Annotated in this window: 23 protein-coding genes; 11 read left to right on the top strand and 12 right to left on the bottom strand. The window is 66.7% G+C overall.

What is annotated here, in order from left to right:
• Window positions 1-4 precede the first annotated feature (4 nt).
• Complete coding sequence (gene cyoA / locus DVT68_RS10945; protein ID WP_233523431.1) at window positions 5-1,000, bottom strand: ubiquinol oxidase subunit II; 996 nt, start codon at window positions 998-1,000, stop codon at window positions 5-7.
• A 148-nt stretch (window positions 1,001-1,148) separates the two neighbouring features.
• Here cyoA and DVT68_RS10940 point away from each other — a divergent pair, with 148 nt between their 5' ends.
• Window positions 1,149-2,477, top strand: coding sequence for an MFS transporter (locus DVT68_RS10940; protein ID WP_114825090.1), 1,329 nt, complete (start codon window positions 1,149-1,151; stop codon window positions 2,475-2,477).
• A gap of 14 nt (window positions 2,478-2,491) precedes the next feature.
• Here DVT68_RS10940 and DVT68_RS10935 read toward each other — a convergent pair whose 3' ends face one another.
• From DVT68_RS10935 to DVT68_RS10920, 4 genes are all read right to left on the bottom strand, one after another.
• The gene (locus DVT68_RS10935; protein ID WP_158543492.1) at window positions 2,492-4,678 is read right to left on the bottom strand and encodes a sensor domain-containing diguanylate cyclase; all 2,187 of its coding nucleotides are present in this window, start codon (window positions 4,676-4,678) and stop codon (window positions 2,492-2,494) included.
• 109 nt (window positions 4,679-4,787) lie between these two features.
• On the bottom strand, window positions 4,788-5,093 hold the full coding sequence (locus tag DVT68_RS10930; RefSeq protein WP_114825088.1) for a DUF1272 domain-containing protein: 306 nt from the start codon (window positions 5,091-5,093) through the stop codon (window positions 4,788-4,790).
• A 26-nt stretch (window positions 5,094-5,119) separates the two neighbouring features.
• Window positions 5,120-5,590, bottom strand: coding sequence for a GNAT family N-acetyltransferase (locus DVT68_RS10925; protein WP_114825087.1), 471 nt, complete (start codon window positions 5,588-5,590; stop codon window positions 5,120-5,122).
• On the bottom strand, window positions 5,580-5,972 hold the full coding sequence (locus DVT68_RS10920; protein ID WP_114825086.1) for a rhodanese-like domain-containing protein: 393 nt from the start codon (window positions 5,970-5,972) through the stop codon (window positions 5,580-5,582). Before DVT68_RS10920 ends, DVT68_RS10925 begins: the two co-directional genes overlap by 11 nt.
• A gap of 80 nt (window positions 5,973-6,052) precedes the next feature.
• Between DVT68_RS10920 and ftrA the strand changes: the two genes are divergently transcribed.
• The 4 genes from ftrA to DVT68_RS10900 all read left to right on the top strand — a co-directional run bounded on the left by ftrA (window position 6,053) and on the right by DVT68_RS10900 (window position 11,022).
• The gene (gene ftrA, locus DVT68_RS10915; protein WP_114825085.1) at window positions 6,053-7,042 is read left to right on the top strand and encodes a transcriptional regulator FtrA; all 990 of its coding nucleotides are present in this window, start codon (window positions 6,053-6,055) and stop codon (window positions 7,040-7,042) included.
• Window positions 7,043-7,159: 117 nt separating this feature from the next.
• A complete protein-coding gene (locus DVT68_RS10910; protein WP_114825084.1) occupies window positions 7,160-8,017 on the top strand; it encodes an EamA/RhaT family transporter in 858 nt (285 codons plus the stop codon).
• 934 nt (window positions 8,018-8,951) lie between these two features.
• On the top strand, window positions 8,952-10,556 hold the full coding sequence (locus DVT68_RS10905) for a S10 family peptidase (protein ID WP_114825083.1): 1,605 nt from the start codon (window positions 8,952-8,954) through the stop codon (window positions 10,554-10,556).
• A gap of 94 nt (window positions 10,557-10,650) precedes the next feature.
• Window positions 10,651-11,022 (top strand): nuclear transport factor 2 family protein, encoded by a 372-nt coding sequence (locus DVT68_RS10900; RefSeq protein ID WP_114825082.1) that lies wholly within the window; start codon window positions 10,651-10,653, stop codon window positions 11,020-11,022.
• A gap of 204 nt (window positions 11,023-11,226) precedes the next feature.
• Here the strand turns inward: DVT68_RS10900 and rpoD are convergent, their stop codons facing one another.
• From rpoD to dtd, 3 genes are read right to left on the bottom strand one after another with little or no spacing between them, the layout of a single operon-like run.
• Window positions 11,227-13,086: an RNA polymerase sigma factor RpoD gene (gene rpoD / locus DVT68_RS10895; RefSeq protein WP_114825081.1), complete on the bottom strand. Its 1,860-nt coding sequence runs from the start codon at window positions 13,084-13,086 to the stop codon at window positions 11,227-11,229.
• A complete protein-coding gene (locus DVT68_RS20440; RefSeq protein ID WP_158543491.1) occupies window positions 13,079-13,255 on the bottom strand; it encodes a hypothetical protein in 177 nt (58 codons plus the stop codon). The genes rpoD and DVT68_RS20440 overlap by 8 nt, the downstream gene beginning before the upstream one ends.
• Entirely contained in the window at window positions 13,252-13,692 is a 441-nt protein-coding gene (gene dtd / locus DVT68_RS10890; protein ID WP_114825080.1) for a D-aminoacyl-tRNA deacylase, read from the bottom strand. Before dtd ends, DVT68_RS20440 begins: the two co-directional genes overlap by 4 nt.
• Window positions 13,693-13,876: 184 nt before the next feature.
• On the opposite strand from dtd, the gene DVT68_RS10885 reads away from it, so the two are divergent.
• A complete protein-coding gene (locus DVT68_RS10885) occupies window positions 13,877-14,758 on the top strand; it encodes an LpxL/LpxP family acyltransferase (RefSeq protein ID WP_114825079.1) in 882 nt (293 codons plus the stop codon).
• 71 nt (window positions 14,759-14,829) lie between these two features.
• Here the strand turns inward: DVT68_RS10885 and DVT68_RS10880 are convergent, their stop codons facing one another.
• From DVT68_RS10880 to DVT68_RS10865, 4 genes are all read right to left on the bottom strand, one after another.
• Entirely contained in the window at window positions 14,830-15,153 is a 324-nt protein-coding gene (locus DVT68_RS10880) for a tetratricopeptide repeat protein (protein WP_114825078.1), read from the bottom strand.
• Entirely contained in the window at window positions 15,153-16,859 is a 1,707-nt protein-coding gene (locus DVT68_RS10875; RefSeq protein WP_114825077.1) for an ArnT family glycosyltransferase, read from the bottom strand. The genes DVT68_RS10880 and DVT68_RS10875 overlap by 1 nt, the downstream gene beginning before the upstream one ends.
• 252 nt (window positions 16,860-17,111) lie before the next feature.
• Window positions 17,112-18,140, bottom strand: a complete 1,029-nt coding sequence (locus tag DVT68_RS10870) for a CDP-glycerol glycerophosphotransferase family protein (RefSeq protein WP_114825076.1) — start codon at window positions 18,138-18,140, stop codon at window positions 17,112-17,114.
• On the bottom strand, window positions 18,137-18,952 hold the full coding sequence (locus DVT68_RS10865; RefSeq protein WP_114825075.1) for a glycosyltransferase family 2 protein: 816 nt from the start codon (window positions 18,950-18,952) through the stop codon (window positions 18,137-18,139). The genes DVT68_RS10870 and DVT68_RS10865 overlap by 4 nt, the downstream gene beginning before the upstream one ends.
• A gap of 204 nt (window positions 18,953-19,156) precedes the next feature.
• Here DVT68_RS10865 and DVT68_RS10860 point away from each other — a divergent pair, with 204 nt between their 5' ends.
• From DVT68_RS10860 to DVT68_RS10840, 5 genes are all read left to right on the top strand, one after another.
• Entirely contained in the window at window positions 19,157-20,059 is a 903-nt protein-coding gene (locus DVT68_RS10860; protein WP_114825074.1) for a hypothetical protein, read from the top strand.
• Between the two features lie 111 nt (window positions 20,060-20,170).
• Window positions 20,171-21,067 (top strand): glycosyltransferase family 2 protein, encoded by an 897-nt coding sequence (locus tag DVT68_RS10855; protein WP_114825073.1) that lies wholly within the window; start codon window positions 20,171-20,173, stop codon window positions 21,065-21,067.
• Window positions 21,064-22,263, top strand: a complete 1,200-nt coding sequence (locus tag DVT68_RS10850; protein ID WP_114825072.1) for an O-antigen ligase family protein — start codon at window positions 21,064-21,066, stop codon at window positions 22,261-22,263. The genes DVT68_RS10855 and DVT68_RS10850 overlap by 4 nt, the downstream gene beginning before the upstream one ends.
• Window positions 22,260-23,102 carry a glycosyltransferase family 2 protein gene (locus DVT68_RS10845; RefSeq protein ID WP_114825071.1) on the top strand — a complete coding sequence of 281 codons (843 nt, stop codon included), beginning with the start codon at window positions 22,260-22,262 and terminating at the stop codon, window positions 23,100-23,102. Before DVT68_RS10850 ends, DVT68_RS10845 begins: the two co-directional genes overlap by 4 nt.
• Window positions 23,099-24,223 carry a glycosyltransferase family 4 protein gene (locus tag DVT68_RS10840; protein ID WP_114825070.1) on the top strand — a complete coding sequence of 375 codons (1,125 nt, stop codon included), beginning with the start codon at window positions 23,099-23,101 and terminating at the stop codon, window positions 24,221-24,223. The genes DVT68_RS10845 and DVT68_RS10840 overlap by 4 nt, the downstream gene beginning before the upstream one ends.
• The last annotated feature ends 2 nt before the right edge of the window (window positions 24,224-24,225 follow it).

The following is a 24,225-nucleotide window of genomic DNA, read 5'->3' as shown; positions in this document are numbered from 1 at the left end:
TAGGTCAGTCCGAAGAAGAATTGTGGCGCGGCATGCCGGCCATGCCGGTGGCGGCGCCGTCGGCATTCACGTTGTCGGACGCAGCGCCCTCGGCCTTGGGTGGCCGCATCTGCATGCGGCTCATGCACGAGGGGTTCTCCGGTTGCACGCAGTGGGTGAGGATGGCCTGGTAGAGCCCCGGCGCCACGGTGGCGAAGAACTGCACCGGCGCGTTCGCGCTGGGCTCGGCGAGCTTCACGTAGGCCTCACGGCTGAGGTCCCCGCCATTGGCCTTGGCCTGCGCCACCCATTGCTCGAAGCCGTCCTCGCTCAGGCCATGGAAGCTGAAGTACATGCCGGAGAATCCAATGCCGCTGTAGTTGGCGGAGAAGCCCTTGTACTCGCCGGGGTGGTTGATCACCGCCTGCAGCACGGTCTCCATGTTGGGCATGGCGTAGATCTGGCCGGCCATCGCAGGGATGAAGAACGAGTTCATCACCGATGTCGCCGTAATCTTGAACTGCAACGGCCGGTCGACAGGCGCGGCCAGCTCGTTCACGGTGGCAATGCCCTGCTCGGGGTATATGAACAACCACTTCCAGTCGAGCGCAACCACGTTGATGACCAGTGGGCGCGCATCGGCGGGAACCGCTCGGTGGGCATCGAGGCGGTCGAGCGGACGGTACGGGTCGAGCTTGTGCGTGCTGACCCAGGTAATCGCGCCGAGTGCGATGATGATCAACAGCGGCGCGGACCAGATCAGCAGCTCGAGGATGGTGGAGTGATCCCATTCGGGATCGTAGGTAGCCTTCTTGTTGGAGGCGCGGAAGTGCCAGGCGAAACCAAGCGTCAGTGCGATCACCGGGACGATGATCAGCAGCATCAGTACTGTCGAGGTGAGGATCAGGTCGCGTTGTTGCTTGGCCAGGTCGCCGGAGGGCGACATCAGTACGGTCTGGCAGCCCGCGAGCAGGAAGCCGGCAGATAACAGCAGCAGTCCACGGAAAGCCTTCATAGACATGACCGACGGCGCAACCGATGTTCTGGATGGTGGAAAACGGTACGCCGATCGGCGCGCGACAGGAATCGGGCAGAAGGTCCCATAACGCGTGAGGCGTGGCGAAGCCAGATGATGGCCGCGTCATCCTCCCTCTTTCCGAGTAACGGCTATGTCAAGCACGTTCCCCGAGCACGGCAGGCCAGGCGTCACGCCAGAGGAGATCAGTCGGCTGCATGCCCACGCGCGCGTCGCTCCTGGCGAGATCGCCGTGGGTGTCGTGATTGGTCGCACGTCCGAATACTTCGACTTCTTCGTGTTCGGCATCTCCTGCGTGCTGGTGTTTCCTTCGCTGCTGTTTCCGAACGCCAGCCCGCTCGACGGCATGTTGTATGCCTTCACGATCTTTTCACTGGCCTTCATCGCCCGTCCATTCGGCACCGCGCTGTTCATGCGCATCCAGCGGCGCTGGAGCCGAGGCACCAAGCTCACCATCGCGCTGTTCCTGCTCGGCACCGCCACGGCGGGCATGGCCTTCCTGCCGCCGTACAAGGACATCGGCACGTGGTCGATCGGCCTGCTCGTGCTGTTCCGCATCCTGCAGGGCATCGCCTTGGGCGGATCATGGGACGGCCTGCCTTCGCTGCTGGCGCTCAATACGCCGCCGGCGCGTCGCGGCTGGTACGCCATGCTGGGCCAGTTGAGCGCTCCGATCGGCTTCATGGTGGCCGGCGGCCTGTTCCTCTTCCTGCACTCCGAGCTGGACGAGGAAGATTTCATCGACTGGGGCTGGCGCTATCCGTTCTTCGTGGCCTTCGCCATCAACGTGGTGGCGCTGTTCGCGCGCCTGCGCCTGGTGGTGACCGAGGAATACACGCTGGCGATGGAAGAGCGCGAGCTCGAGCCGATCGGCATGGTCGAGCTGCTGCGCACGCAGGGCGGCAACATCTTCATTGGCGCCTTCGCCGCACTGGCCAGTTACGCGCTGTTCCATCTGGTGACGATCTTCCCGCTGTCGTGGATCGTGCTGGGCGCCACCCAGTCGGTGGATGCGATGCTGGTGGCCGAGCTGATCGGCTCGGTGGCCTGCATCATGGGCATGATCATCTCGGGCGTCATGGCTGACCGCATCGGACGGCGCACCACGCTGGGGACCATGGCGGCCCTGATCGGCGTGTTCGCGCTGATCACGCCGTGGCTGCTGGGCGGCGGCAAGCTGGGGCAGGATGCGTTCGTCGTCCTGGGCTTTGGTGGCTTGGGCCTGTCCTATGGCCAGGCCGCCGGCAGCGTGACCTCCAACTTCGAGATCCGCCTGCGCTATGCCGGCGCCGCGCTGACCACCGATTTCGCCTGGCTGATCGGCGCCGCCTTCGCGCCGCTGGTGGCGCTTGGCCTGTCGGATCGTTTCGGCTTGTGGGCGGTCAGCGCCTACCTGCTGTCCGGCGTGGTGTGCACGCTGCTGGCGCTGCGCATCAATCGAACGCTGGCCGCGCGCGAGTAAGCGCGTCGTCGCGCTCAGAAGCCATCGGCGACCATGCGGAAACAGGCGCGTCCGGCCTCCTTGGCCTGGTAGAGCGCCTCATCGGCGCGCTGCGCCAGGGCCTCCATGGATGCGACGTCGCGACATAGCGCGACGCCGATGCTCAGCGACACCTTGATGTCGGCGCCCTCGAACGACACCGGCGGACGCATCGCGTCGGTGATCTGCTGCGCCAGCCGCTCGGCGGTGGCCACATCCTCGATGTCATGGCAAAGCACGACGAATTCGTCGCCGCCGATACGGGCGAGCAGGTCGCTCTTGCGCACGTTCGCCTTGAGCCGCTTCGCCACCTCGCTCAGCGCGACGTCGCCGGCGGCATGGCCATAGGTGTCGTTGATGTGCTTGAAGAAATCGACGTCGATCATCATCAGCAACAAGGGTTGCTGCGTGGTGGCGGCTTGTCGCACCGACAGCTCGCTGCTTTCGCGGAACGAGAGCCGGTTGGCGATGCCGGTGAGTGCATCGTGGTGGGCCAGGAAGTTCAGTTGCTGCTCGGCCAGCTTGATGCGCGTGATATCCGTGGTCAGCATGTAAAGACCGGTCGAGCTGCCGTCGGCGGCGACCGCCGGCAGGTACGTGGCCTGAAAGTAGCGCGCGTGGCCATCACGTGGCGATTCGTACTCGAAGGTAGCGCAGCCGCCATGGAGAGCCACGTCTATGTGCGGCTTGAGCACCGGGTAGATTGCCGGGCGCACCTCGGCAACGGTGTGGCCAATGACCGGTGACGATTCGCCGCTGATCAATTCGGAGATATAGGCATTAATGAAGGTGTAGCGCTCGCTGGTATCGACATGCGCAATGGCCGCAGGCACGTTGTCAGTGATCGTGCGCAGGCGCTTTTCGCTGTCGGCCAGCGACTCTTCGGCGAGAACGCGTTGGGTGACGTCGCGTGCGGTGTAGATGATCTCCGATTCGCCCGGATGGTCGGGGCTGGGCGCCCTGTTGCCCAGCGCCTCGATCCACAGGTAGCCGCCCGAGCGGCGACGCAGGCGGTAGCGCGCGATGATCGGGCCGGAGCCTTCACGCAACTTTGCGAGAACGGCCAGCACCTTGTCACGGTCATCGGGGTGGATCAGCTCGCCCCGCAGGGCGGCGAATTCCTCCGGACTCCAACCCAGCATTTCGGTGACAGAGGGCGAGACATAGCGTCGGCTGTTGTCGTCGCCTATGCGGACGATCAGGTCGCTGGAATATTCGGCGAGGAGGCGGTAGCGGGATTCGCTGTCGGCCACCTGCCGCCCCAGCCGCTGCCGGTCGGCCAGAGCCAGCGCGACTGGCACAGCCACCAGGCACAGCACGCCCAGGTAGATCTGCGCGATCAGGGTGCGCTCCCAGGAGCTGTACGAGCGTATGAGGTTGAATGGCCCTTCGTCCAGGGAGGTGCCCACGTTGGTCACCAACGCCACGATGGCGATGCCGAGCACCAGACCGGTGAAGCGATACCGGAACACCAGGTACAACAGGGGTGCGAACACCACGAAGAGCATCGGGTAGCGCTCTTGCGCGAACACGCCGATCGAGACGATGGCGAGCAGCAGCACATCGCGCAACATGCGCAGGCGTTTTCCCGGCACGCCCAGCATGCGGCCACGTTCGCGAAACGCGACCAGCATCAGCATGCCCACGATCACCATGCCGAGCAGGTGGGCGCGAAACCATTCCTCGGCGGATCCGAAGAAGACGCCGGGGGGCGCCATCAACTGCGCCACCTCGGCCAGCAGCGTCGACAGGATGCAGCCCACGATCGCCGCGCCGACGGCGATGCGACCAAATCGCAGGTAACCGCTCGTTTCCCCGCTGATGGTCGGAAAATAGTGGCTGATGGTGAACGCGACGACGAGGATCTCCACGAGGTTCGCTACCACCAGCAGCAGCGTCACCAGCAGACCTGCGCCATGCAGCCAGCCGACCGCGATGTAGTGGCCGACCAGCAGGGCGGCAAAGCCGGCGGTGACCAGCGGCGGCCAGTAGCGGCGCGGCACCGAGACCAGCGTGCCGGCGACCAGGCCGTTGATCGTCCAGATCGAGGCCATGCTGCCCGCGTGCCGGCTGAGCAGCAGCGTGACGGTGTTTGAGGTGAGCGCCACCAGGAACAGCAGCGCCGCCCCGCCCCACAGGAGCAGGCGTTCGCGGCTCGGCGGGTGGGGAGCGTCGGTGGTCATGCTCCAGAGGGCGAGGCTCGTGGGCGTAGCGGCCATCTTTAGGACGTCGGGCGTCAAAGCGCCGTGGTGGGCCGTGGCCCGCCGCCCATCCTTTCAACCGGGGGCGCGCTCAGCGCCGCTCGGGCGGGCGTCCGTCCAGCATCGCCACCAGGGCGGCGTGGCGCTCCAGGTCCACGTGTTTGTGCGTGATTCGCCGGCTGGCCGGGGAGGTGTCCAGCGAGACGCCTGGCAGCCACGCGTGCGCCGGGCGGATCGGCCTCGGCGTGAAACCGCCGCCGCAGTTGGGGCAGACGTTCTGCAGCAGGTCGACGCAGTCGCGGCAGAAGGTGCACTCGAACGAGCAGATCATCGCGTCAGTCGAGTGCGGCGGCAGCGCCTTGTTGCAGTGTTCGCAGGTGGGACGCAACTCCAGCATCGGGACCTCGGTGGGTTCGCGTGACGTCAGGCGTCGTGCAGTGGCAGGTTATAGCGCAGCTTCGCCATCTCCCGGGCGCCAAGCCGGCGGTAAAAGCGCGCCGCATCGAGGTTCCACCACGGTGTCTGCCATTGGATCGAGCGGCAACCGACCTGTATCGCCAGCGCGCGCACCTGCGCCCACAATGCGCGGCCCATCGCATGCCCGCGCCAGCCCTCGCGCACGAACAGGCAATCCATGTACAGATAGCAGGCGCAGTCCAGGGTGGAAAAATCCAGCGTGGCGCTGGCGTAGCCGACCGCGGTTTCCCCAACAAGGGCGAGCCAGGCGTATACGCGCGGTGGATCGCCCTGCAGCGCCGAGGCAAGCGCCCCAGCGTCGGCCGCATGGGACAGGCGTTCAAACACGGCGTGCTCGGCGCCGAGGGCCAGCAGGGCAGGCACGTCGGCAGGGCCGGCGCGCCGGATCCGCCGGTGGTCGCCGCCATCAGCGTGCAAGCCCGAAGCCTTCGTCGATCCATCCGGTGAGCCCGCCGATCATCTCTTTCACCGGCCGACCGAGCTGGGCCAGCTTCACCGCGGCCTTGTTGGCGCCGTTGCAGTGCGGGCCGGCGCAATAGACCACGAACAAGGTATCGGTCGGATATTCGGCCAGGCGCTGCTCGCTGACGGTGCGGGTGGGCATGTTGATGGCGCCGGGCACGTGACCGGCCGCGTAGAGCGTGGGCGTACGCACGTCCAGCAGCACGAAATCCTTCGTTTCGTGGTTCGTCGCGTAATACACGTCGGCGCAGTCGGTCTCGAAGCCGAGGCGGGCCTGGAAATGCGCCGTCGCTTCGGTGCTGGAGGCGGCGGGGAAACGCTGGACGACACTGCTCATGGTTCGACTCCGCAAGTGGATGACGGAGACAGTGTCGGCACTGGCGGCCGGGGCCGACATTGGCAAGAATGCCAGTCACCATGAAGAATCCGCCAAAGCGCCCCCGCGCCCGTTCCGCGCCCGCCAATCGCGACGTGGCGGTGCTGGTCTATGACGGACTGTGCACGTTCGAGTTCGGCATTGCCGTCGAGATGTTCGGCCTGCCACGGCCAGAGCTGCAGGACTGGTACCGCTTCGGCCTGTACGCCGTGGACAGCGGCCCGATGCGCGCGGCGGGTGGCATGCGCGTGCTGGCCGATACGGGGCTGGAGGGCCTGGAAGGCGCCGGCACGATCATCGTGCCGGGTTGGCGGGGCGTCGACGCAACCCCGCCACCAGCGCTGATCGAAGCGTTGCGGCAGGCACACTCGCGCGGGGCGCGACTGCTGTCGTTTTGTTCCGGCGTGTTCGTGCTGGCGGCGACGGGCCTGCTGGATGGCCGTCGCGCCACCACGCACTGGCGCTACGTGGAGGCGCTGGCGGAGCGTTACCCACGCATCCGCATCGAGCCGGACGTGCTCTACGTCGACGAAGGCAGCCTGCTGACCTCCGCCGGCAGCGCGGCGGCGCTGGACCTGTCGCTGCACCTGATCCGCCGTGACTACGGTCCGGCGGTGGCCAACACGGTCGCGCGCCGCGCGGTGGTGCCGGCCCATCGCGACGGCGGGCAGGCGCAGTTCATCCAGTCGCCGCTGCCTTCCCACGGCGATGGGCTGGGCAAGCTGATCGAATGGATGCGCCAGCATCTCGATCGCCCCTTGCCGCTGTCCGAACTGGCCGAGCGCGCGCGGATGAGCGAGCGCACCTTGCTGCGGCGCTTCGAGGAGGCCACTGGCTGCTCGCCCAAGCAATGGCTGACCCGCGAACGGCTGGGTCGCGCGCGCGAGCTGCTGGAAGGCAGCGACATCGCGGTGGAGCGCGTGGCGGACCTGTGCGGTTTCGGCAGCGCCGATACCCTGCGCCACCATTTCCGTCATCATTTGAAGCTGAGCCCCGCTCGCTACCGCGAGCGATTCGCGCATGGGAGCTGATCGGCCCTGGGCCGTCATCCCGGCGAAAACTCGGTTGCCTAGCCTCTCGTCTGGCCTGATGCCGGACGGTGACCGTGCGGCGGGCCGGCGGGCGACCACCCTCGACAAGGACTTTCGATGATTTACGTGTTGATGGCCGTCGCGTGCAGCGTGCTCGTCTCGGTGCTGCTCAAGCTCGCCCGGCGCCTGGAGGTGGATGTCGGCCAGGCCATCGCCTGGAACTACCTGGCGACCAGCGTGCTCACCAGTTTGGTTTTCCACCCATCGCTGGCCGTACTGCGCAGCGCGCAGGCGCCGTGGCTGGGTTTCGTCGGCCTCGGGCTGCTGTTGCCGTTGATCTTCCTGGCGCTGGCGGCCTCGGTGCGCAGCGCGGGCATCGTGCGCACGGACGCGGCCCAGCGCCTGTCGCTGCTGATCTCGCTGCTGGCGGCTTTCCTGCTGTTCGGTGAAAGCCTGACCGCGGCCAAGGGCGCAGGCGTCGCCCTGGGCCTGCTGGCGCTGCTGTGCATGGTCTGGCGAGCCACGCCGAACGGTGGCGAAAACGGCGCCCTGGGCTGGCATTGGCCGCTGGTGGTGTTCGCCGGCTTCGGCGTGATCGACATCCTTTTCAAACTCGTGGCCCGCGCCGGCACGCCGTTCGCCGCCTCGCTGCAAGCCATGTTCGCGCTGGCGCTGGTCGTGTCGGTGATCCTGCTGCTGTGGCGCCGCTGGCACGACCGCACCTTCTTCACCCTGCGCGACGCCGTCGCCGGCCTGCTACTGGGCCTCGCCAACTTCGGCAACATCGTGTTCTACGTCCGCGGCCACCAGGCCCTGCCCGACCACCCGTCGCTGGTGTTCGCCAGCATGAACCTGGGCGTGGTGGCGCTCGGCGCCGTGGTGGGCACGGTCGGATTCCGCGAGCGTCTGAGCGCGGTCAATGTGATTGGTTTGGTGCTGGCGCTTGGGGCGATCGGGTTGATAGCGTGGGGGTGAATCAAGGGCCGGGCTATCCAGTCCCTGTTTGCCGGATCCGCAGCAATGCTCGGAAGCTGCCGTAGGAGCACCTGGGACAAGCTCTCCCCTCACCACCGTAAAGGTGGCAATGCTCCAACCCTCTCTCCCACAGGGACTACCTTCGGGTCGCCCGAAGGGGAGAGGGAGCAAAGAGCGGCGAAGCCGGACGTGGCAGCCGCGCGGCTTTGAGTCCTCAGTACGACGCCGCCCCGCGGTGTAGCCGCGGTCCGTGAGGTAGCACGCGACGAATTCGGCTGCCCGCGGTCATCAGTGTTTGTATGCCAGGCAGTGCTGCGCCCCCTTTCCGCTGCGGCGCGTTGCGGGGTAGCCGCTGTCCGGGAGGTACCACGTCACCGACCCGGCTGGCCGCAGTCCACCGGGCATGTATCCGACATATCGCTACGAGCCTGTCAGGCCATTTTCTTTGGGTTACTTTTCTTTTGGGCCAGCAAAAGAAAAGTGACTCGAGCGCCGGCAGGTGATCGAAACGCCCGCCGCGTAGGCGGCAAGCTGGCGGGAACGCTAAAAACAGGACCAAAAGGGCAAAGTCACTGGATCCCAGCCTTCGCTGGGATGACGGGCGTGGAAGCGTGAGGCAAGGATGCACTTCGGGGCCGCCCCGCGGGCGTTCTGCCCGCTTCGCGCTCCGTCCAGCCTTCGCTGGGATGAAGGGTGTTGATAGCGTGAGGCAGACGTCCACTTCGGGGCCGCCCTACGGGCGTCCTCCGCGCGCCGCCTGCCTTCGCAGGAATTCCGGGTTAGCGAAACCGGATTGGAAGCTGGCCCCCAGCCCGGTCCCCGGACGAAAGGGAACAGCCCACCACAATGACTTCTGGCGTATGAAACCCGCCCAGCCCGCTGCCTAAGCTGGACCCCTCGCGCCCTCCGCGCCCGACCCAAGGTACCCCGTTCCATGCGCAAGTTGCCCCTCGCCATCGCCCTGGCCGCCCTGACCCTTGGATCGGTGGTCCATGCCGCCGACAAGACCGACAAGGCGGACAAGCCGAACGACAAGCCCGACGCGATGCTGCTGAAGCCGCAGGCCTCCGAGACCTCGGGCACGGTGAAGGTCGAGGGCAAGAGCATCGACTACAAGGCCGTGGCGGGCACGCTGGTGCTGCATGGCAGCGGCGACAAGGAAAGCGAACCGCAGGTCAGCATGTTCTACACCGCCTACCTCAAGAAGGGCGTGGAGCCCGGCAAGCGTCCGATCACCTTCATCTACAACGGCGGCCCGGGCTCGGCCACGGTGTGGCTGCACATGGGCGCCTTCGGTCCGAAGCGCGTGGTGACCTCGGACGATTCGCACACGCCGGCGGCGCCGTATGGCCTGGTCAACAACGACTACAGCCTGCTGGATGCCTCCGACCTGGTCTTCATCGATGCACCGGGCGCCGGCTTCAGCCGCCTGCTGGCCGACGAGGCCGACAAGGGCAAGCGCGATGAGCTGATGAAGGAGCGCAAGAAGGAGATCTACGGCGTCGACGGAGACGGCCACGCCTTCGCGCAGTTCATCACGCAGTTCCTGTCCAAGTACAACCGCTGGAACTCGCCCAAGTACCTGTTCGGCGAAAGCTATGGCACCACCCGTTCGGCGGTGGTGGCCAACATCCTGGAGAACGAGGACAGCGTCGACCTCAACGGCGTGATCCTGCTGTCGCAGATCCTCAACTTCGACACCAGCATCGACGGCCCGGCCAACAACCCGGGCGTGGACCTGCCCTATGTGGTGGGCCTGCCCACCTTCGCCGCCACCGCCTACTACCACCACAAGCTGCCGCAGCAGCCGGCGGCGCTGGAACCGTTCCTGCGCGAGGTCGAGCAGTTTGCAATGGGCGACTACGCCTCCGCGCTGATGGCCGGCTCGCGCCTGGACGAGGCGCGCAAGCAGCAGGTGGCGCAGAAGCTGCACCAGTACACCGGCCTGCCGGTGGCGTATCTGCTCAAGGCCAACCTGCGCGTCGACGGCGGCATGTTCGAACACGAGCTGCAGGCGGACGGCGACATGACCACGGGGCGCCTGGACAGCCGCTTCTCCGGTCCCTCGCTCGACCCGCTGAGCAAGGCCTCGGACTACGACCCGCAGTCCTCGGCGATCAGCTCGGCCTATGTCGCTGCCTTCAACGACTACGTGCGTCGCGAGCTGAAGTTCGGCGACGGCCTGACCTATCGCCTGTTCGCCGACATCGACCACTGGGAGTTCTCGCACAAGGCGCCGGGCGCCACCGAGGCCTTGCAGCAATCGACCAACGTGATGCCCGACCTCGCCACGGCGATGAAGACCAACCCGAATCTGCGCATTTCGCTGAACGGCGGCTACTACGACCTGGCCACGCCCTACTTCGCTGCGGACTACGAGATGCACCACATGCCGATCCCGGCGAACCTGCAGAAGAACATCTCGTACGCGTGGTACCCGTCCGGCCACATGGTGTACGCGCACGAGGATTCGCTGAAGCAGCTGCACGACAACGTGGCGCGCTTCATCGGCGAAACCGACAACGTCGGCAAGCGCTGAGCAAGCCTGGCGCGGCGGGCCGCCGCCGCGCCTTCACGCCGGTCTGCGGCGCGCGGCGCTAGCGTTGGGAGTCCCGCCTGCAGGAGTCCCACCCATGAGCACCGAAACCGTCGCCAAGCGCCTGGTGGCCATGTGCCGCCATGGCCGATTCGAGGAAGCGCAACACGAGTTGTTCGCCAAGGACGCGGCCAGCATCGAGCCCGAAGCCGCCGCCAATGGGCCGCTCGGCAACGTGCAGGGCCTGGATGCGATCCTGGAGAAGGGCAAGCGTTTCCAGGCGAGCGTGGCGGAGGTCCATAGCATCGAGGTGAGTGATCCCCTCGTCGCCGGCAACTGGTTCAGCATCGTGATGACCATGGACGTGACCATGAAGGAGCATGGCCGCGTCAACCTGAGTGAGGTCTGCGTGTACCACGTGAAGGACGACAAGGTCGTCTCCGAGCAGTTCTTCTACGACATGGGCTGACGCCGTCGCCGCGATGCGGGGGGCGCCCTGTGCGCGACCGCTGGCGGTTGCTTGGTATCCGGTCCAAGTTGACTGCTCGCTACCGGGCTTGCCTTGGTCGCTCAGCAGGCTGTTCGCGCACGGCGTGCGTTCCTGGAGAGAAAGGTTCGCCCAACAAAAAGCCCCGCTTTCGCGGGGCCTTTTGTACTTGCATCAGCGTGATGCTCAGTCGATGTCGAGGAACGAGCGCAGCTGCTCCGAACGGCTCGGATGACGCAGCTTGCGCAGCGCCTTGGCTTCGATCTGGCGGATGCGCTCGCGGGTGACGTCGAACTGCTTGCCGACCTCTTCCAGAGTGTGGTCGGTGTTCATGTCGATGCCGAAGCGCATGCGCAGCACCTTCGCTTCACGCGGGGTGAGGCCAGCCAACACTTCGCGCACGGTCTCCATCAGGCCCGTCTCGGTGGCCGACTCGATCGGCGAGGCAGCGTTGCTGTCCTCGATGAAGTCGCCGAGATGGGAATCCTCGTCGTCGCCGATCGGGGTTTCCATCGAGATCGGTTCCTTCGCGATCTTCAGCACCTTGCGGATCTTGTCCTCGGGCATCTCCATTTCCTTGGCCAGCTCCTCCGGCGTCGGCTCGCGGCCGAACTGCTGCAGCATCTGGCGGGAAATGCGGTTCAACTTGTTGATCGTCTCGATCATGTGCACCGGGATACGGATGGTGCGCGCCTGGTCGGCGATCGAGCGGGTGATGGCCTGGCGGATCCACCACGTGGCGTACGTGGAGAACTTGTAGCCGCGGCGATATTCGAACTTGTCCACCGCCTTCATCAGGCCGATGTTGCCCTCCTGGATCAGGTCCAGGAACTGCAGGCCGCGGTTGGTGTACTTCTTGGCGATCGAAATCACCAGGCGCAGGTTCGCCTCGACCATTTCCTTCTTGGCGCGGCGGGCCTTGGCCTCGCCGATCGACATCGTGCGGTTGATTTCCTTGATGTCGGTCAGCGGCAGGAACAGCTTGCGCTCGATGGAGGCGAGCTTCTCCTGCTCGCCGTCGATCGCTTCCTTGAACGGCTTGATGTTCGGCGACCACTTCTGGCGCTTGCGACCCAGCTCGTTCGCCCACTCGAGGTTGCCCTCGTTGCTGGGGAACGCCTTGAGGAACTCGGCCTTGGGCATCTTCACCTGCTTGACGAAGATGTCCATCAGCACGCGCTCGTGGTGACGGATGTCGTTGACCACATCGCGCAGCTTGCGCACGAAACCGTCGATCAGCGCGGACGGCAGCTTGAGCTTGAGGAACTCCTCAGCCATCTGGTCACGCAGCTTCACGACCTTCTTGTCGCTGATGTCGGTGGCCTTGGCCGCCGACTTCTGGAATTTGCCGTAGTAGTCGCGCAGCAGTTCCATGCGGCGCTTGACCTCTTCCGGATCCGGGCCGGACGGACCGGACTCCTCGTCGCCTTCGGCCTCTTCGTCCTCGTCCTCATCGACTTCGGCGTCGGCGTCTTCCAGCTCGGCATCGGCGGCGGCGGCCTGGGCCGCATCGGCGGCCTCTTCCAGGTCGGCGAAGCCGGCCAGGATCTCGCTCAGGCGGCGCTTGCCGTCCAGATGCTGGTCGTATTCCTCGAGCAGCAGCTCGATGGTCAGCGGGAAGGTGGCGAGCGCGGTCTGCACCTGGCCCAGGCCTTCCTCGATGCGCTTGGCGATGGCGATTTCGCCTTCGCGGGTCAGCAGCTCGACCGTACCCATCTCGCGCATGTACATGCGCACCGGGTCGGTGGTGCGGCCGACTTCGGAGTCGACGGCCGACAGCAGGGCCACGGCCTCTTCGGCAGCGGCTTCGTCGTCAGTGGACGCGCCCGGGGCGTTGTCGGACAGCGGGTCCGAATCCGGGGCGGCGTCGTGCACCTCGATGCCGACGCCCTTGAGCACCGCCATGATGTCTTCGATCTGCTCCGGATCGACGATGTCGTCGGGGAGGTGATCGTTGATTTCGGCGTAGGTCAGGTAGCCCTGCTCCAGACCTTTGGAGATGAGCGCCTTGATTTCAGACTGTTGCTCAGGAGCTTTGCTATTCATACCTGCCGCCGCTTATGCCGGAACCGATCAGTATACCGATGTGATGCTTTTTTGACCAGTTTTCAAGGAAGAAATTCGGAAACGCCGGTACGCAAAAATCGCGCCAAATCGGCATTTTCCGAAGATTTTGTGCTGGGAGTTCGTTGCGCGTCGTAGCGAAGATGGTCATGGGGTCTCCAGCCAGAAGGTGACCGGGCCGTCGTTGACCAGATGCACCTCCATATGGGCGCCGAACCGGCCAATTTCCACCCTGGGGTGCGCCGATCGGGCCAACTCCACCAGTCGCTCGAACCAGCGACGGCCTTCCTCGGGCGTGGCCGCGCTGGTGAAACTCGGGCGCATGCCCGAGCGGGTGTCGGCGGCCAGGGTGAACTGGCTGACCAGCAGCAGCTCGCCGCCGGTGTCGGCCAGGCTGCGGTTCATCCGGCCCTGTTCGTCGGCGAACACGCGATAGCCGAGCAGACGCTCGAGCATGCGCTTGGTGCGCGGCTCGTCGTCGCCGGGCTGCACCGCCACCAGCGCCAGCAGGCCGGGCCCGATCGCCCCCACGGTTTCGTTGTCGACGTCGACGCGCGCGGACAGGACACGCTGGATGAGTGCAATCATGCAGTGTTGGATGGTGGGCGGCGGTAGCGCAGCTTAAGGGGTGGCACGTTTCGGACGGTAGCCTCGCAGGGTCGGTTCCCGGGTTCCCCGTGCATCGGCAGGGAGCCCTCCGCCATTCCAACGTGGCCGACGCGATGTCGCTGACCCGTGAACGGATGGCGGGGACGGGTACACTGCGTCGCCCATGCGATTCGACATCTATCTCATCTATCTCCTCCTGCGCCTGTTCGGAAAGCTGCCGTTGCGCACGCTGCACGGCATCGGCGCAGGCATTGGCCGTCTCTCGATGCTGCTGCGCAGCCGCGCCGTGCACACCACCTCGGTGAACCTGGCGATCGCCCGGCCCGGACTGGACCCGGACGCCCACGCCGCGCTGCTGCGCGAAGTGATGATGGAAAGCGGCAAGTCCGCCACCGAGATCGCGGGCATCTGGGGCATCGATCCCGAGCGGGCGCTGGAACTGGTGCGCGAGGTGCGTGGCGAGGCGCTGTTCGACGCGGCGTTGGCCTCGGGCAAGGGCGTGATCATCGCCGCCCCGCACCTGGGCTGCTGGGAGTTGCTCAACTACTGGCTGTGCCGCAAGACGCCGATGGCGATCCTGTATCGCCCGCCGCGCATCGCCGCGGTGGAAGGGCTACTGCGCAAAGTGCGCGGCGCGCTGGCGCCGGAGCAGGTTCGCGCCGAGGGCGCCGGCGTGCGCACGTTGTACAAGCGGCTGGCGGCCGGCGGCACCGTGGGCATCCTGCCCGACCAGAAACCGCGCGCCGGCGAAGGCGAGGTCGCGCCGTTCTTCGGGCGCGGCGCGCTGACCATGGTGCTGCTGCCTCGGCTGGCGGCGCGCACGGGAGCGACCGTGCTGTTCGCCTTCGCCGAGCGCCTGCCGCGCGGCGAGGGTTATCGCATCCATCTGCTGCCCGCTCCCGAAGGACTCGCCGAGGCGGACCTGTCGGTCGCGTGTCCGGCCCTCAACCGGGGCGTGGAAACGTGCGTCGAGCTGGCCTTCGCGCAGTACCAGTGGCACTACAAGCGCTACACCTCGGATACCTGGCGCAGTCCGTACGACTAGAAGCGAGTGAAGAGGAGTGAAAAGTGAGAGAGAGCCGGGCTGCCTTTCTCTCACTTCTCACTCCTCTCGACTCACTCCTGTTTCTCGAGCCGCCGCAGGAACACGGTCATCTCCTTCTCCGCCTGCTTGTCCCCCCGCGCCTGCGCCACGGCGATTCCTTGCCGCCACGCCTCGGTGGCGCCGGCCTTGTCGTCCTGCGCCAGGCAGGCCTTGCCGAGCAGCTTCCAGGCGGCGGAGTAGTTCGGGTCGAAGCGGAGCGCCTGGCGAAGTTCGGACACCGCGTCAGCGGCATCGCCGGCAGACAGCAGTGCGTTGCCCAGCGAGAAGCGCAGCAGCGCCCCGTCGCGGGGACCACCGCACTGCGCGCGCAGGTTGGCGATCAGGGTCTGGTTCATCACTGCAGGGCGCGGAAGCGCCACTCGTCCACCTGATAGACGCGGGTCGGGTGCGCCGGTTCCGGCGGCACGCGGCCGGCGCGCAGGTCCGCCAGCGACTGGGCAGGCCAGATCACCACCCAGTTCGACCGGAACGGCTGCACCAGCAGGGCGTAGCGCAAGGCCTCGCTGCTCAGCTGCTCGGGGTGCTCCACCACCAGGCCGTTCGGGTGCTGCTGGGCGAAGGCCTGCAGCGACGCGCCTTCGTTGATCCGTTCTAGCGGATTCTGGATGCGGCCGGCGAAATGGAACTGGCCCTCGTAGTTGCCCAGGATGGCGATCGCGCGGTGCTCGGCGTCGGCGGCGCCGAGCAGTTGGGCCGAAGGACGCAGGTCGAAGTTCTGCCACATGGTGAGGGTGAACAGGGTGTTGAGCGCCAGCGTGCCGACCAGGCCGGCGAACGCCAGCCGGCGCATCTCGCCGCGCCCGCGCAGCAGCAGCAGCGCGCCAAGCAGCACGAACAGCACGCTGAAGAAACGGCTGTATTGCTGGGTGGTGTCGAACCACTCGCCGCGCAGCACGTTGCTCGCCACCAGCGTGGGCAGCAGAAACAGGAGCACGCCGAACAGGATGCCGCCCACGCCCAGCGGCCAGGTGCCCAGCCAGGGATTGGCGTCCAGCTCCGGGCGCTTCTCGCGCAACACCGCCACCGCGCCGGCGATCAGCAACGCGGCGCCAGCGTACTCGGGCAGCGGGTAGTACAGCTGCTTGCCGCTGATGAAGGAGAGCGCCAGCATCACCGGCAGCAGCCAGCACAGGGTGAAGCGGATGCCCGCATCCAGCGGGCGGCGCAGGGTGATCAGCGCCGCCCAGGCGCGCGGCCAGCCGCTGAACGGGAACAGCAGCGGCGGAATCATCGGCAGGTACCACCAGAACGGGCGGGCATGGTCGAACGCATCGACCACCCGTCCGGCTGTCTGGGTGAAGAACAGCCGCTGGCGATACGCCTCGCCGCCGCTGAAGCCGGCCGGCAGCGCCCAGGCCAGCAGGATCGCCCCGCCCAGCAACAGCGCCAGCACACCGCGGCCGTACCAGCGGGCGCGCTGTTCGCGCGCCCAGTCGTTCCACAGCGGGCCCAGCAGCCAGGGGAAGACCACGTGCAGCAACATCACCGGTCCCTTGGTCAGCAGGCCGGCGCCCACGCACAGCCCGAACAGCAGCCAGCGCGGTTCGGCCCGGTCCGCCTTCGGCGTCAGGCACAGCAGCGCCGCCAGCACCCAGACCGCCAGCAGCACCTCGTACATGACCTGCAGGCCGAACAGGAAGGCATAACCCAGCGCCAGCAGGATCCAAGGCGCGCCCTTGGCCACCCATGGGCGGCTGGGGAAAAGCCGCTGCGCCAGCAACGACACCAGCACCAGCTGGGTGCCGCCGAAGATCACCTCCAGCACGCGCGGCCAGATGTCGTTGACGCCGAACACGGCCCAGCCGGCATGGATCATCCAGAACAGCAGCGGCACCTTGTCGCTGTAGGGGACGCCGTTGATGTGCGGCACCAGCCAGTGGTGGTGGTTCCACATCTCCCATGCCACCGCCAGCGTGCGCGTGGAGTAAAGCGGCATGGGCCCGTGCGAGAAGATCGCCAGCAGCGCCACCAGCGCCCACAGTGGCAACCATGGCCAGAGTGAACGGAGGTGTTCGGAGCGGCTGTAGCTGCTGGATGCCACGGCGGTCTTCTCAGTGAGCTGGAGACGATTCTATCCCGAGCAGGTGAAGGCGGTTTGGAGGACTGGCTCGCATTCGAACCGTGCCCGTCGATAGCCCCTCTCCCCCTGGGAGAGGGGTTGGGGAGAGGGTGCGGGGCTTGCGCGGACTTTCGCGCTTCGCTTCGCTCGAACCCTCATCCGCCTGCCGGCGCCTTCTCCCGGTGGGAGAAGGGTTACTCCGTTGGGCTCCGCCTGGCTCGCCGTCTGTCAGAGTCAGGCCGGACCCCAGTAACCGATGCGTCGGCGGATCTTCAGCTTCCGCCACAGGTTCCACGGTTTGCGGCGCCGGTTGCGGCCGCCGGCGGCGATGAAGCCATCGATCGCCTGGAGGATGCGTTCGCTCGACAGCCCGTCACGGTAGGGATGGATGGCGTCGCCGTATTCGCGGATCGCCTGCATCAGCTCCGGCGGGCGCGACAACGCGCGCTCGACCGCCGGCTCGAACTGCGCCGCCTGGTCGATGTCGATCAGCTGCGGGCCCGGGCGGCGGTTCTTGAAGGTCACCACCGGCTTGCCGGTGAGCAGGAACTCATTGAGCGCGGACGAGGTATCCGAGCACATCATGTCCACCTGCGGGAACAGCTCGAGGATGTTGTCGTTCTCGGCGAACGTCAGGTACTCGTTCTGCAGCGCCTTGTACTTGGCCGTCGTCTCCGGGTTCATCTTCGGATGGAAGGTGACGATCCAGCGCCAGCGGCCGTCGCGTGAGAGGCGCTTCACTTCCTCGTACAGGGTCTCGGCTGCGCTCCATGAGGGCGAAAAGGTCGAGTGGTAGAGGATCACAGGCGGCTGGCGCACCGGCGGCAGCGGGCCGGTGATCTGCTTCATGAAGGGATCGAGCTTGGGAAAGCCCGTTTCCACCACCGAAAAGTGTCCCGTGCGGTCGGCGATTTCCTTGAACTTCGCCGTATCGCGGGGACCGGTCGTGCAGTACAGGTCGAAGAAGCCGCGCACGTAGACGTGCCGCGGCTTGCCGGCGTCGAAACCGTGGAAGGTCTCCACCTTCACGCCAGGGAAGAAGTGCGGCACGGCATTGCTGGAAGTGATCACCGCGCGCGGTTTCCACGCGCGCACCTCCTGCACGGTGAGCAGGCGCTCGCCTTCCACAAGGTCCTCCGCGCCGGGGCCGTCGAAGAACCACGCGGCCTCGTCGCCACGGGCGCGGATCGCTTCCTGCACCGGGCGCAGGATGGCCAGCGCGTAACGTTCGGAGCCATATAAAAGGTAGTGCTGTTTGCTCATCGATCGATGCCGTGGCGGATCAGGGCGTCTGCTGCGATTTCCAGCGAAGCCGGGTTGCGGCGCATCTCGTAGTACCGCATGCGCTTGTAGGCCGCATACGAGGCGGCGGTCTGGGCGATCACGAAGCCGCGCCAGCCGTCGAGGAAGGCGAGGCGGAAGAAGTAATCCTTGATGAAGGCCAGCAGGAACACGAACGGCGTCTGCCACATGCGCGCCGGCTTGCCCTTCTCCAGCCAGTCGCGGCATTTGAGCTCGGCGTAGCGCAGCACCTTGAGCTGCTTCTGCGGCAGGCTCGGGTTGTTCTCGTGGTTGAAGCGCGCCTTCAGCGTCACCGAAGGGCCGTCGAAGCGCAGCGATTCGTGCACGCGGACGTCGGCCCAGCGGGCGCGGTCGCGGTGGAACAGGCGCGCCATCTTCTCGCCCATCGACGGCAGGTACCAGCGCATCGGCGCGCCCATGTAGACGGTGGCGCGGCGCAGGATGACGGCGCAGTTGGCGCTGGCCATCAGCGCGGGCAGCCGCTCCAGCAGTTCGGCGGCCAGCTCGGGCGAGAGGTATTCGTCGGCGTCCAGCGCCAGGATCCACTCATTACTGCACTGGGTGGTGGCGAAATTGCGTTGCGCCCCGAAGCCCAGCCAGTCCTGGTGCACCACCCGGGCCCCGTGGGCCTGGGCAATGGCGATGGTGTCGTCGGTGCTGCCGCTGTCGATGACCAGCTTCTCGGCCGCGAACGGCACGCTATCCAGGCAGCGTGCGATGTTGTGGGCCTCGTTGTAGGTGATGACCACGAGGGTCAGCGGAAAGGTCTGCATCCGGCCATTGTAGTGGGAGCGGCTCAGGCCCGGCGCGACTGTTAGCTCCCGGTAACGCTTCGTGGGGGCGCCTTTCGCTAATATGCCTCTGTTGTGCCGGCACGGGGTCGGGCACGCGACCTTCAGAGCACCCGGTGGCGCGCTGGTGGACAAGAGATCAAACCGGTCGGGGCGTGATGCGCCGCGACCGGGTGGAGGGTAGGAATGGCGGGGCAAGGCAACCTGATACTCGGCATGGCCAGTGGTTATGCCGCCAAGGATCTGCGGCCGTTCGTGCAGAGCCTGGCCATGACCGGCTTTCGCGGGCGTCTGGTGTTGTTCGTCTATAGCGGTCAACGCACGTCGATCCGCGACATGGTCAACGCCTGTGCGCCGGCGCTCGACCTGGACCTGGTGGTCATCGATGGCATCCGCAAATACGCCAAGCTCTGGCGCTCCTGCTTCAAGCGGTTGTTCGAGCTGATGCCGGCCGAATCGTTCCCGGGCCTGAAGCGCCGCATGCTGCGCTTCCAGGGCATGCCGCACGTGACACGCTACTTCCACTATCAGGACTACCTCGCTAGGCACGATGGCTATACCCACGTGCTGCTCAGCGACGTGCGTGACGTGGTGTTCCAGGACGATCCGTTCCGCGACCTGGGCACGGGCCTGCACGTGGGCATGGAAACCGACACGCTGACCATCGCCACCGAACCGTTCGACCGCGACTGGATCATGGACGCCTACGGCGAGGCCATGCTGCAGCGGATCGGCGGCTGCCAGATATCGTGTTCCGGGGTGACCCTGGGCGATGCGGCTTCGGTGAAGACCTATGTCGCGCAGATCCTGGAGGAAGCCATGAGCTTCCCCTTCAAGAAGATGAAAACGCGCATCTACGACCAGGCCTTCCACAACAAACTGCTGCATTGCAGCCAATTGGGGCCGACCCGGCTGTGCCAGCCGCTGCAATCCATGATCGCCACCGTGGGCTGCCTGACCGAATCGCAGTTTTCCCTGTCGGCCGATGGGCGGTTGCTCAACGAGGATGGTCAGGCCGCGCCGATCGTCCACCAGTACGACCGCCATCCGTTACTCGTTCACGCCTTCGAGGCCAGGATTCTGGTGTAGGTAGCTGTCCCCCGCCGCGGCTTTATGCGGCATTACTGCGCTTGAGATTAGCCTCATTGAGCTTTGCCGGCCGCGGGCTGTCGCGGGTCAAACGAAGATATCGACCAAGCCATGTCCAATCCCGCTGTCGCCAGCGTCTCCCTGATGATCTCCACCTACAACTGGAAGGATGCGCTCGCGCTCGTCCTGCGCAGCGTGGCGGAACAGAGCCGCCTGCCAGACGAGGTGATCATCGCCGACGACGGATCGCGCGAAGACACCGCGCAGCTGTTGCGCGATATCGCGCGCGACTTCCCGGTTCCGCTGCGCCATGTGTGGCAACCTGACGATGGCTTCCGGCTGGCGCGCTGCCGCAACCGGGGCATCGCCGCCGCGCGCGGCGAGTACCTGATCCAGCTGGATGGCGACATGATCCTGCATCGCCATTTCGTGGCCGATCACCTTCGGCTGGCGCGGCCCGGGCACTTCCTGCAGGGCACCCGCATCCGCACCACCGAAGTGGAAACGGCGCGTCTGCTGGCAGGCGGCGAGCCGCGCTTTGGCTGGTTTGTTGACGCTTATTTCCGTACCGAGCATGACCGCAGCACCTACCATTTCGGCCGCCGCCACCACACCCTGCGTCTGCCCCTGCTGGCGCGCCTCAAGGCCCGCTCGAGCGGCCACCCGATGGGCTGCAACGTCAGCTTCTGGCGCGAGGACCTGGTGCGCGTGAACGGCTATGACGAGCGCATGCAGGGTTACGGCAGCGAAGACCTGGAACTGGACCTGCGCCTGCGCAACGCCGGGTTGAAGCGCAGCCAGATCAAGTTCGCCGCGCTGGCCCTGCACCTGGAGCACCGCAGCGTGGCGCCACCCGATCCTAGCGATCCGGACCTGCCCAACAACCGCCTGCTCAACGAGGCCCGTAGCGAGGGTCGCGTGCGCAGCGTGCAGGGGCTGGACGCCCACCTGCCGGACTTCATGCAGGCGCCGCCGGACCTGCGCGCCCACGAGGCCGCCCACGCATGAGGTCTGTGTTTTCCCTGGCCCTTCCGGCGATGGATGCGCCGGCCGGCCGCGCCGTTGCGCCCTGGGTACGTCAGCTGTTGTTTGCGGGCGTGGCCTGGCTGGTCGTCGGCATGGCGGTGATGCCTGCGGGCGCGTCCTATAACCCGGGCAAGGCCTATCAGTACGTACTGGGCCTGACCCTCTACCTGCCCGCGCTGATCCTGCTGGTGATGCGCCCGTCCTGCGGGCGAGAGCTATGGCGACAGCCACTGATGCCGTGGACCTTTGCCCTGCTCGGCTGGAGCCTGCTCTCGCTGGCGTGGAGCCACGCGCCGCGCCCGGCCGACGAGGCCGGCCACAGCGTGAGCATCGTGTTTTTCCTGATCGCCTGGCAGCAAGGCGTCGCGCTGGGTCAGGAGCGCATCCGCAGCCTGCTGGTGGGCATGAGCCTGGCGCTGGCGGTGGTGGCCGTGGTGGCCATCGCCTGGTCGTTCCTGCATCCGGAAATCGATGGACGCATCAGCGGCTTCGGCGTCATGGACAACGCCAACCTCGCCGCCGCGGCCATGGGCGCGGCGCTGATCTGGCTATGGCCATGGCGTATCCAGCCCCGCGCCCTGCGCATCGCCAAGTGGCTGGCCATCGCCGTGCTCGCCGCGTTCGTGCTGCTCACCTATACGCGTAGCGCCTGGGGCGCCCTGCTGGCCGGGTTCCTTGCCATGGTGCTCTGCCGTGGCGGGCGCAGGGCGTGGTTCTCGGCAGGCGCGGCCTTGCTGGTGGCGGGCGTCGCGGTGGTGGTCAACCTGCCGCTGCTGCTGGAGCGCGGCCTCTCGATGCGTCCGCAGATCTTCGAGCAGGCCTGGGCGCTGTTCCTGCAGCATCCCTTGCGCGGGCGGGGCATGGGCAACGCCTTCCATTTTTACCTGGGGCCCGACCTGTACACCCACGTCCACAACCTGTTCAGCCAGCTCGCCGTCGAACTGGGCCTGGTGGGCCTGCTGATGTGGAGCGGTATCTGGCTGGCGCTGGGCTGGCGCGCCTGGCTGCATCGCGACTCGACGCTGGGCCAGGTGGTGGTGGGTTTGTGGGTGTTCGGCATGGTGATGGTGCAGTTCGACCAGCCGCATCTGGTGGACAGCCCGCGTCCGGGCTGGCTGCTGACCTGGCTGCCGCTGGCGCTGAGCCTCTCGCTGGGCCGCTGGAAGGAGACCGCATGAAGGTCTCCGTCGTCGTCATCACCTACAACTGGCCCGGCGCGCTGGAGCGCGTGCTGGAGGGGCTCGCCCGCCAGACCGAGCTGCCGTACGAGGTGATCATCGCCGACGACGGTTCGCGGCCGGACACGGCGGCGCTGATCGCGCGCATTTCGCCCACCTTTCCCGTGCCGCTGCGCCACCAGTGGCAGGAAGATCACGGCTTCCGCGCGGCACGCGCGCGCAACCGTGGCATTGCCTCAAGCCGCGGCGACTACATCATCCTGCTCGACGGCGACATGCTGGTGCATCCGAGCTTCATCGCCGACCACCTGATGCTGGCCGAACGCGGTTATTTCCTGCAGGGCGGCCGGCTCAAGGCCACGCCGGCGGAATCGCAGCGTCTGCTGGCGGGCGGCAAGCCGGTGTTTGCGCCGTGGTGCCGGGCCAATTTCGACGAATTTGACGGCACCAAGCGGCTGTACGCATTTCGCGCGCCCTGGCTGGCGCGCTGGAAGTCGCGTTCGCGCAACGGCGGCCGGGTGATGAGCTGCAACATGAGCTTCTGGCGCGACGACCTGCTGCGCGTGAACGGCTTCGACGAGCGCATGGAAGGCTATGGCGCGGAAGACCGCGAGCTGGCCGCGCGCCTGGAGAATGCCGGCCTGCGCCGCCGTCCGCTCAAGTGGTGCGCGCTGGCGGTGCATCTGTGGCATGACTCACGGTCACCGCCGGATGTGGACGACATGAGCCTGCCGAACAATCGCCTGTTCTTCGCCACGCGCAACGAGGGCATCCGTTGGTGCGAGCGAGGCATAAACCAGCACGTCGATCTGCTGGGCGACGGCGACCGCGCCGCATGAAGCTGCTATACACCAACTTCCATACCGGTGACGGCGGTGGACACACCACCTATATCCGCGAGCTGGCGGCCGCGCTGGCGGCGCGCCACGAGGTGCACGTCGCCGCGCCGCCGGGTAGCCGCCTCAATCGCGAGGCCCGCGCGCTGCCCGGCGTGTTCGTGCTCGACCAGCCGTTTCCCAACGGCCTGAAAAAGTGGAAGGCGCGCAGCCGCGCCCGGGCGAAGTTGGCCGAATACCTGCGCACACAGGCCTTCGACCTGGTGCACGTCAACGGCTCGGCTGACCACCGGCTGGTGCTGTCGGCGATGCCGCCGAAGCGGCCGGCGCTGGTGTGGACCAAGCACAATTCCAAAGTCGTGCGTGGCCTGGGCGCGTGGTTGCGGGCGCGCCACACGGACCAGGTGATCGCGGTATGCGACTACACCCGCCGTGAGCTGCTGCGCACCGCCTATCGCCGTTGCCGGCTGGACACCGTGTACAACGGCGTGGATATCGATCGCTGGTCGCCCTGGCCGGCGGACCTTGTCGCTGCGGAACGTGCCCGCTGGAACGATGGCGACGACAGCCTGCTGCTGCTCGGCAGCAATGCCGGCACGGCCAGCTACAAGGGCTGGATGGACCTGCTCGAGGCGCTCGCGTTGCTGCCCGAGCCGACGCGCCGGCGCGTGCGTGTGCTGCTTGCCGGTGTGCCGCCCAAGGCGGAGCACTTGGCGCGCGTGGCGGAGCTGGGCCTGTCCGGTCAGGTGGTATTTCCCGGTGTGCTGACCGACCCGCGCCCGCTGGTGGCCGCCTTCGACGCCGGCTTCGTGCTGTCCTACGACGTCGAGACGATCTCTTTCGCCTGCCGCGAGATGATGGCGATGGGCAAGCCGGTGCTGCTCACGGACTACGCTGGCCTGCCGGAAAACCTGGAAGTGGGTGTCGACGGCTGGCTGGTACCCGTACGCGACCGCGCCGCCATGGCGGCGGCAGTGACGACCATGCTCGCAGAGCGCGATGCGCTGCCTGCCATGGGCGAGGCGGCACGGCGGCATGCCGAGCGGGAATTCGGGCTGCCACTGTTCGTGGAACGGACCGAGGCGGTGTACGAGCGGTTACTGGCGGGGCGCCAGGCCGGTTAGCC

The sequence above is a fragment of the Dyella solisilvae genome, from assembly GCF_003351225.1.
In the GTDB taxonomy this organism is placed as follows: domain Bacteria; phylum Pseudomonadota; class Gammaproteobacteria; order Xanthomonadales; family Rhodanobacteraceae; genus Dyella; species Dyella solisilvae.
Note: the sequence above shows the minus strand (reverse complement) of the source record. Positions and strands in the feature narration are given on the sequence as shown.

What these genes read in the sequence shown, in the direction of transcription:
- cyoA (WP_233523431.1), bottom strand. Translation starts at nt 1,000, where the DNA reads ATGTCTATGAAGGCTTTCCGTGGACTGCTGCTGTTATCTGCCGGCTTC.
- DVT68_RS10940 (WP_114825090.1), top strand. Translation starts at nt 1,149, where the DNA reads ATGTCAAGCACGTTCCCCGAGCACGGCAGGCCAGGCGTCACGCCAGAG.
- DVT68_RS10935 (WP_158543492.1), bottom strand. Translation starts at nt 4,678, where the DNA reads ATGACCACCGACGCTCCCCACCCGCCGAGCCGCGAACGCCTGCTCCTG.
- DVT68_RS10930 (WP_114825088.1), bottom strand. Translation starts at nt 5,093, where the DNA reads ATGCTGGAGTTGCGTCCCACCTGCGAACACTGCAACAAGGCGCTGCCG.
- DVT68_RS10920 (WP_114825086.1), bottom strand. Translation starts at nt 5,972, where the DNA reads ATGAGCAGTGTCGTCCAGCGTTTCCCCGCCGCCTCCAGCACCGAAGCG.
- ftrA (WP_114825085.1), top strand. Translation starts at nt 6,053, where the DNA reads ATGAAGAATCCGCCAAAGCGCCCCCGCGCCCGTTCCGCGCCCGCCAAT.
- DVT68_RS10910 (WP_114825084.1), top strand. Translation starts at nt 7,160, where the DNA reads ATGATTTACGTGTTGATGGCCGTCGCGTGCAGCGTGCTCGTCTCGGTG.
- DVT68_RS10905 (WP_114825083.1), top strand. Translation starts at nt 8,952, where the DNA reads ATGCGCAAGTTGCCCCTCGCCATCGCCCTGGCCGCCCTGACCCTTGGA.
- DVT68_RS10900 (WP_114825082.1), top strand. Translation starts at nt 10,651, where the DNA reads ATGAGCACCGAAACCGTCGCCAAGCGCCTGGTGGCCATGTGCCGCCAT.
- rpoD (WP_114825081.1), bottom strand. Translation starts at nt 13,086, where the DNA reads ATGAATAGCAAAGCTCCTGAGCAACAGTCTGAAATCAAGGCGCTCATC.
- DVT68_RS20440 (WP_158543491.1), bottom strand. Translation starts at nt 13,255, where the DNA reads ATGACCATCTTCGCTACGACGCGCAACGAACTCCCAGCACAAAATCTT.
- dtd (WP_114825080.1), bottom strand. Translation starts at nt 13,692, where the DNA reads ATGATTGCACTCATCCAGCGTGTCCTGTCCGCGCGCGTCGACGTCGAC.
- DVT68_RS10885 (WP_114825079.1), top strand. Translation starts at nt 13,877, where the DNA reads ATGCGATTCGACATCTATCTCATCTATCTCCTCCTGCGCCTGTTCGGA.
- DVT68_RS10880 (WP_114825078.1), bottom strand. Translation starts at nt 15,153, where the DNA reads ATGAACCAGACCCTGATCGCCAACCTGCGCGCGCAGTGCGGTGGTCCC.
- DVT68_RS10870 (WP_114825076.1), bottom strand. Translation starts at nt 18,140, where the DNA reads ATGAGCAAACAGCACTACCTTTTATATGGCTCCGAACGTTACGCGCTG.
- DVT68_RS10865 (WP_114825075.1), bottom strand. Translation starts at nt 18,952, where the DNA reads ATGCAGACCTTTCCGCTGACCCTCGTGGTCATCACCTACAACGAGGCC.
- DVT68_RS10860 (WP_114825074.1), top strand. Translation starts at nt 19,157, where the DNA reads ATGGCGGGGCAAGGCAACCTGATACTCGGCATGGCCAGTGGTTATGCC.
- DVT68_RS10855 (WP_114825073.1), top strand. Translation starts at nt 20,171, where the DNA reads ATGTCCAATCCCGCTGTCGCCAGCGTCTCCCTGATGATCTCCACCTAC.
- DVT68_RS10850 (WP_114825072.1), top strand. Translation starts at nt 21,064, where the DNA reads ATGAGGTCTGTGTTTTCCCTGGCCCTTCCGGCGATGGATGCGCCGGCC.
- DVT68_RS10845 (WP_114825071.1), top strand. Translation starts at nt 22,260, where the DNA reads ATGAAGGTCTCCGTCGTCGTCATCACCTACAACTGGCCCGGCGCGCTG.
- DVT68_RS10840 (WP_114825070.1), top strand. Translation starts at nt 23,099, where the DNA reads ATGAAGCTGCTATACACCAACTTCCATACCGGTGACGGCGGTGGACAC.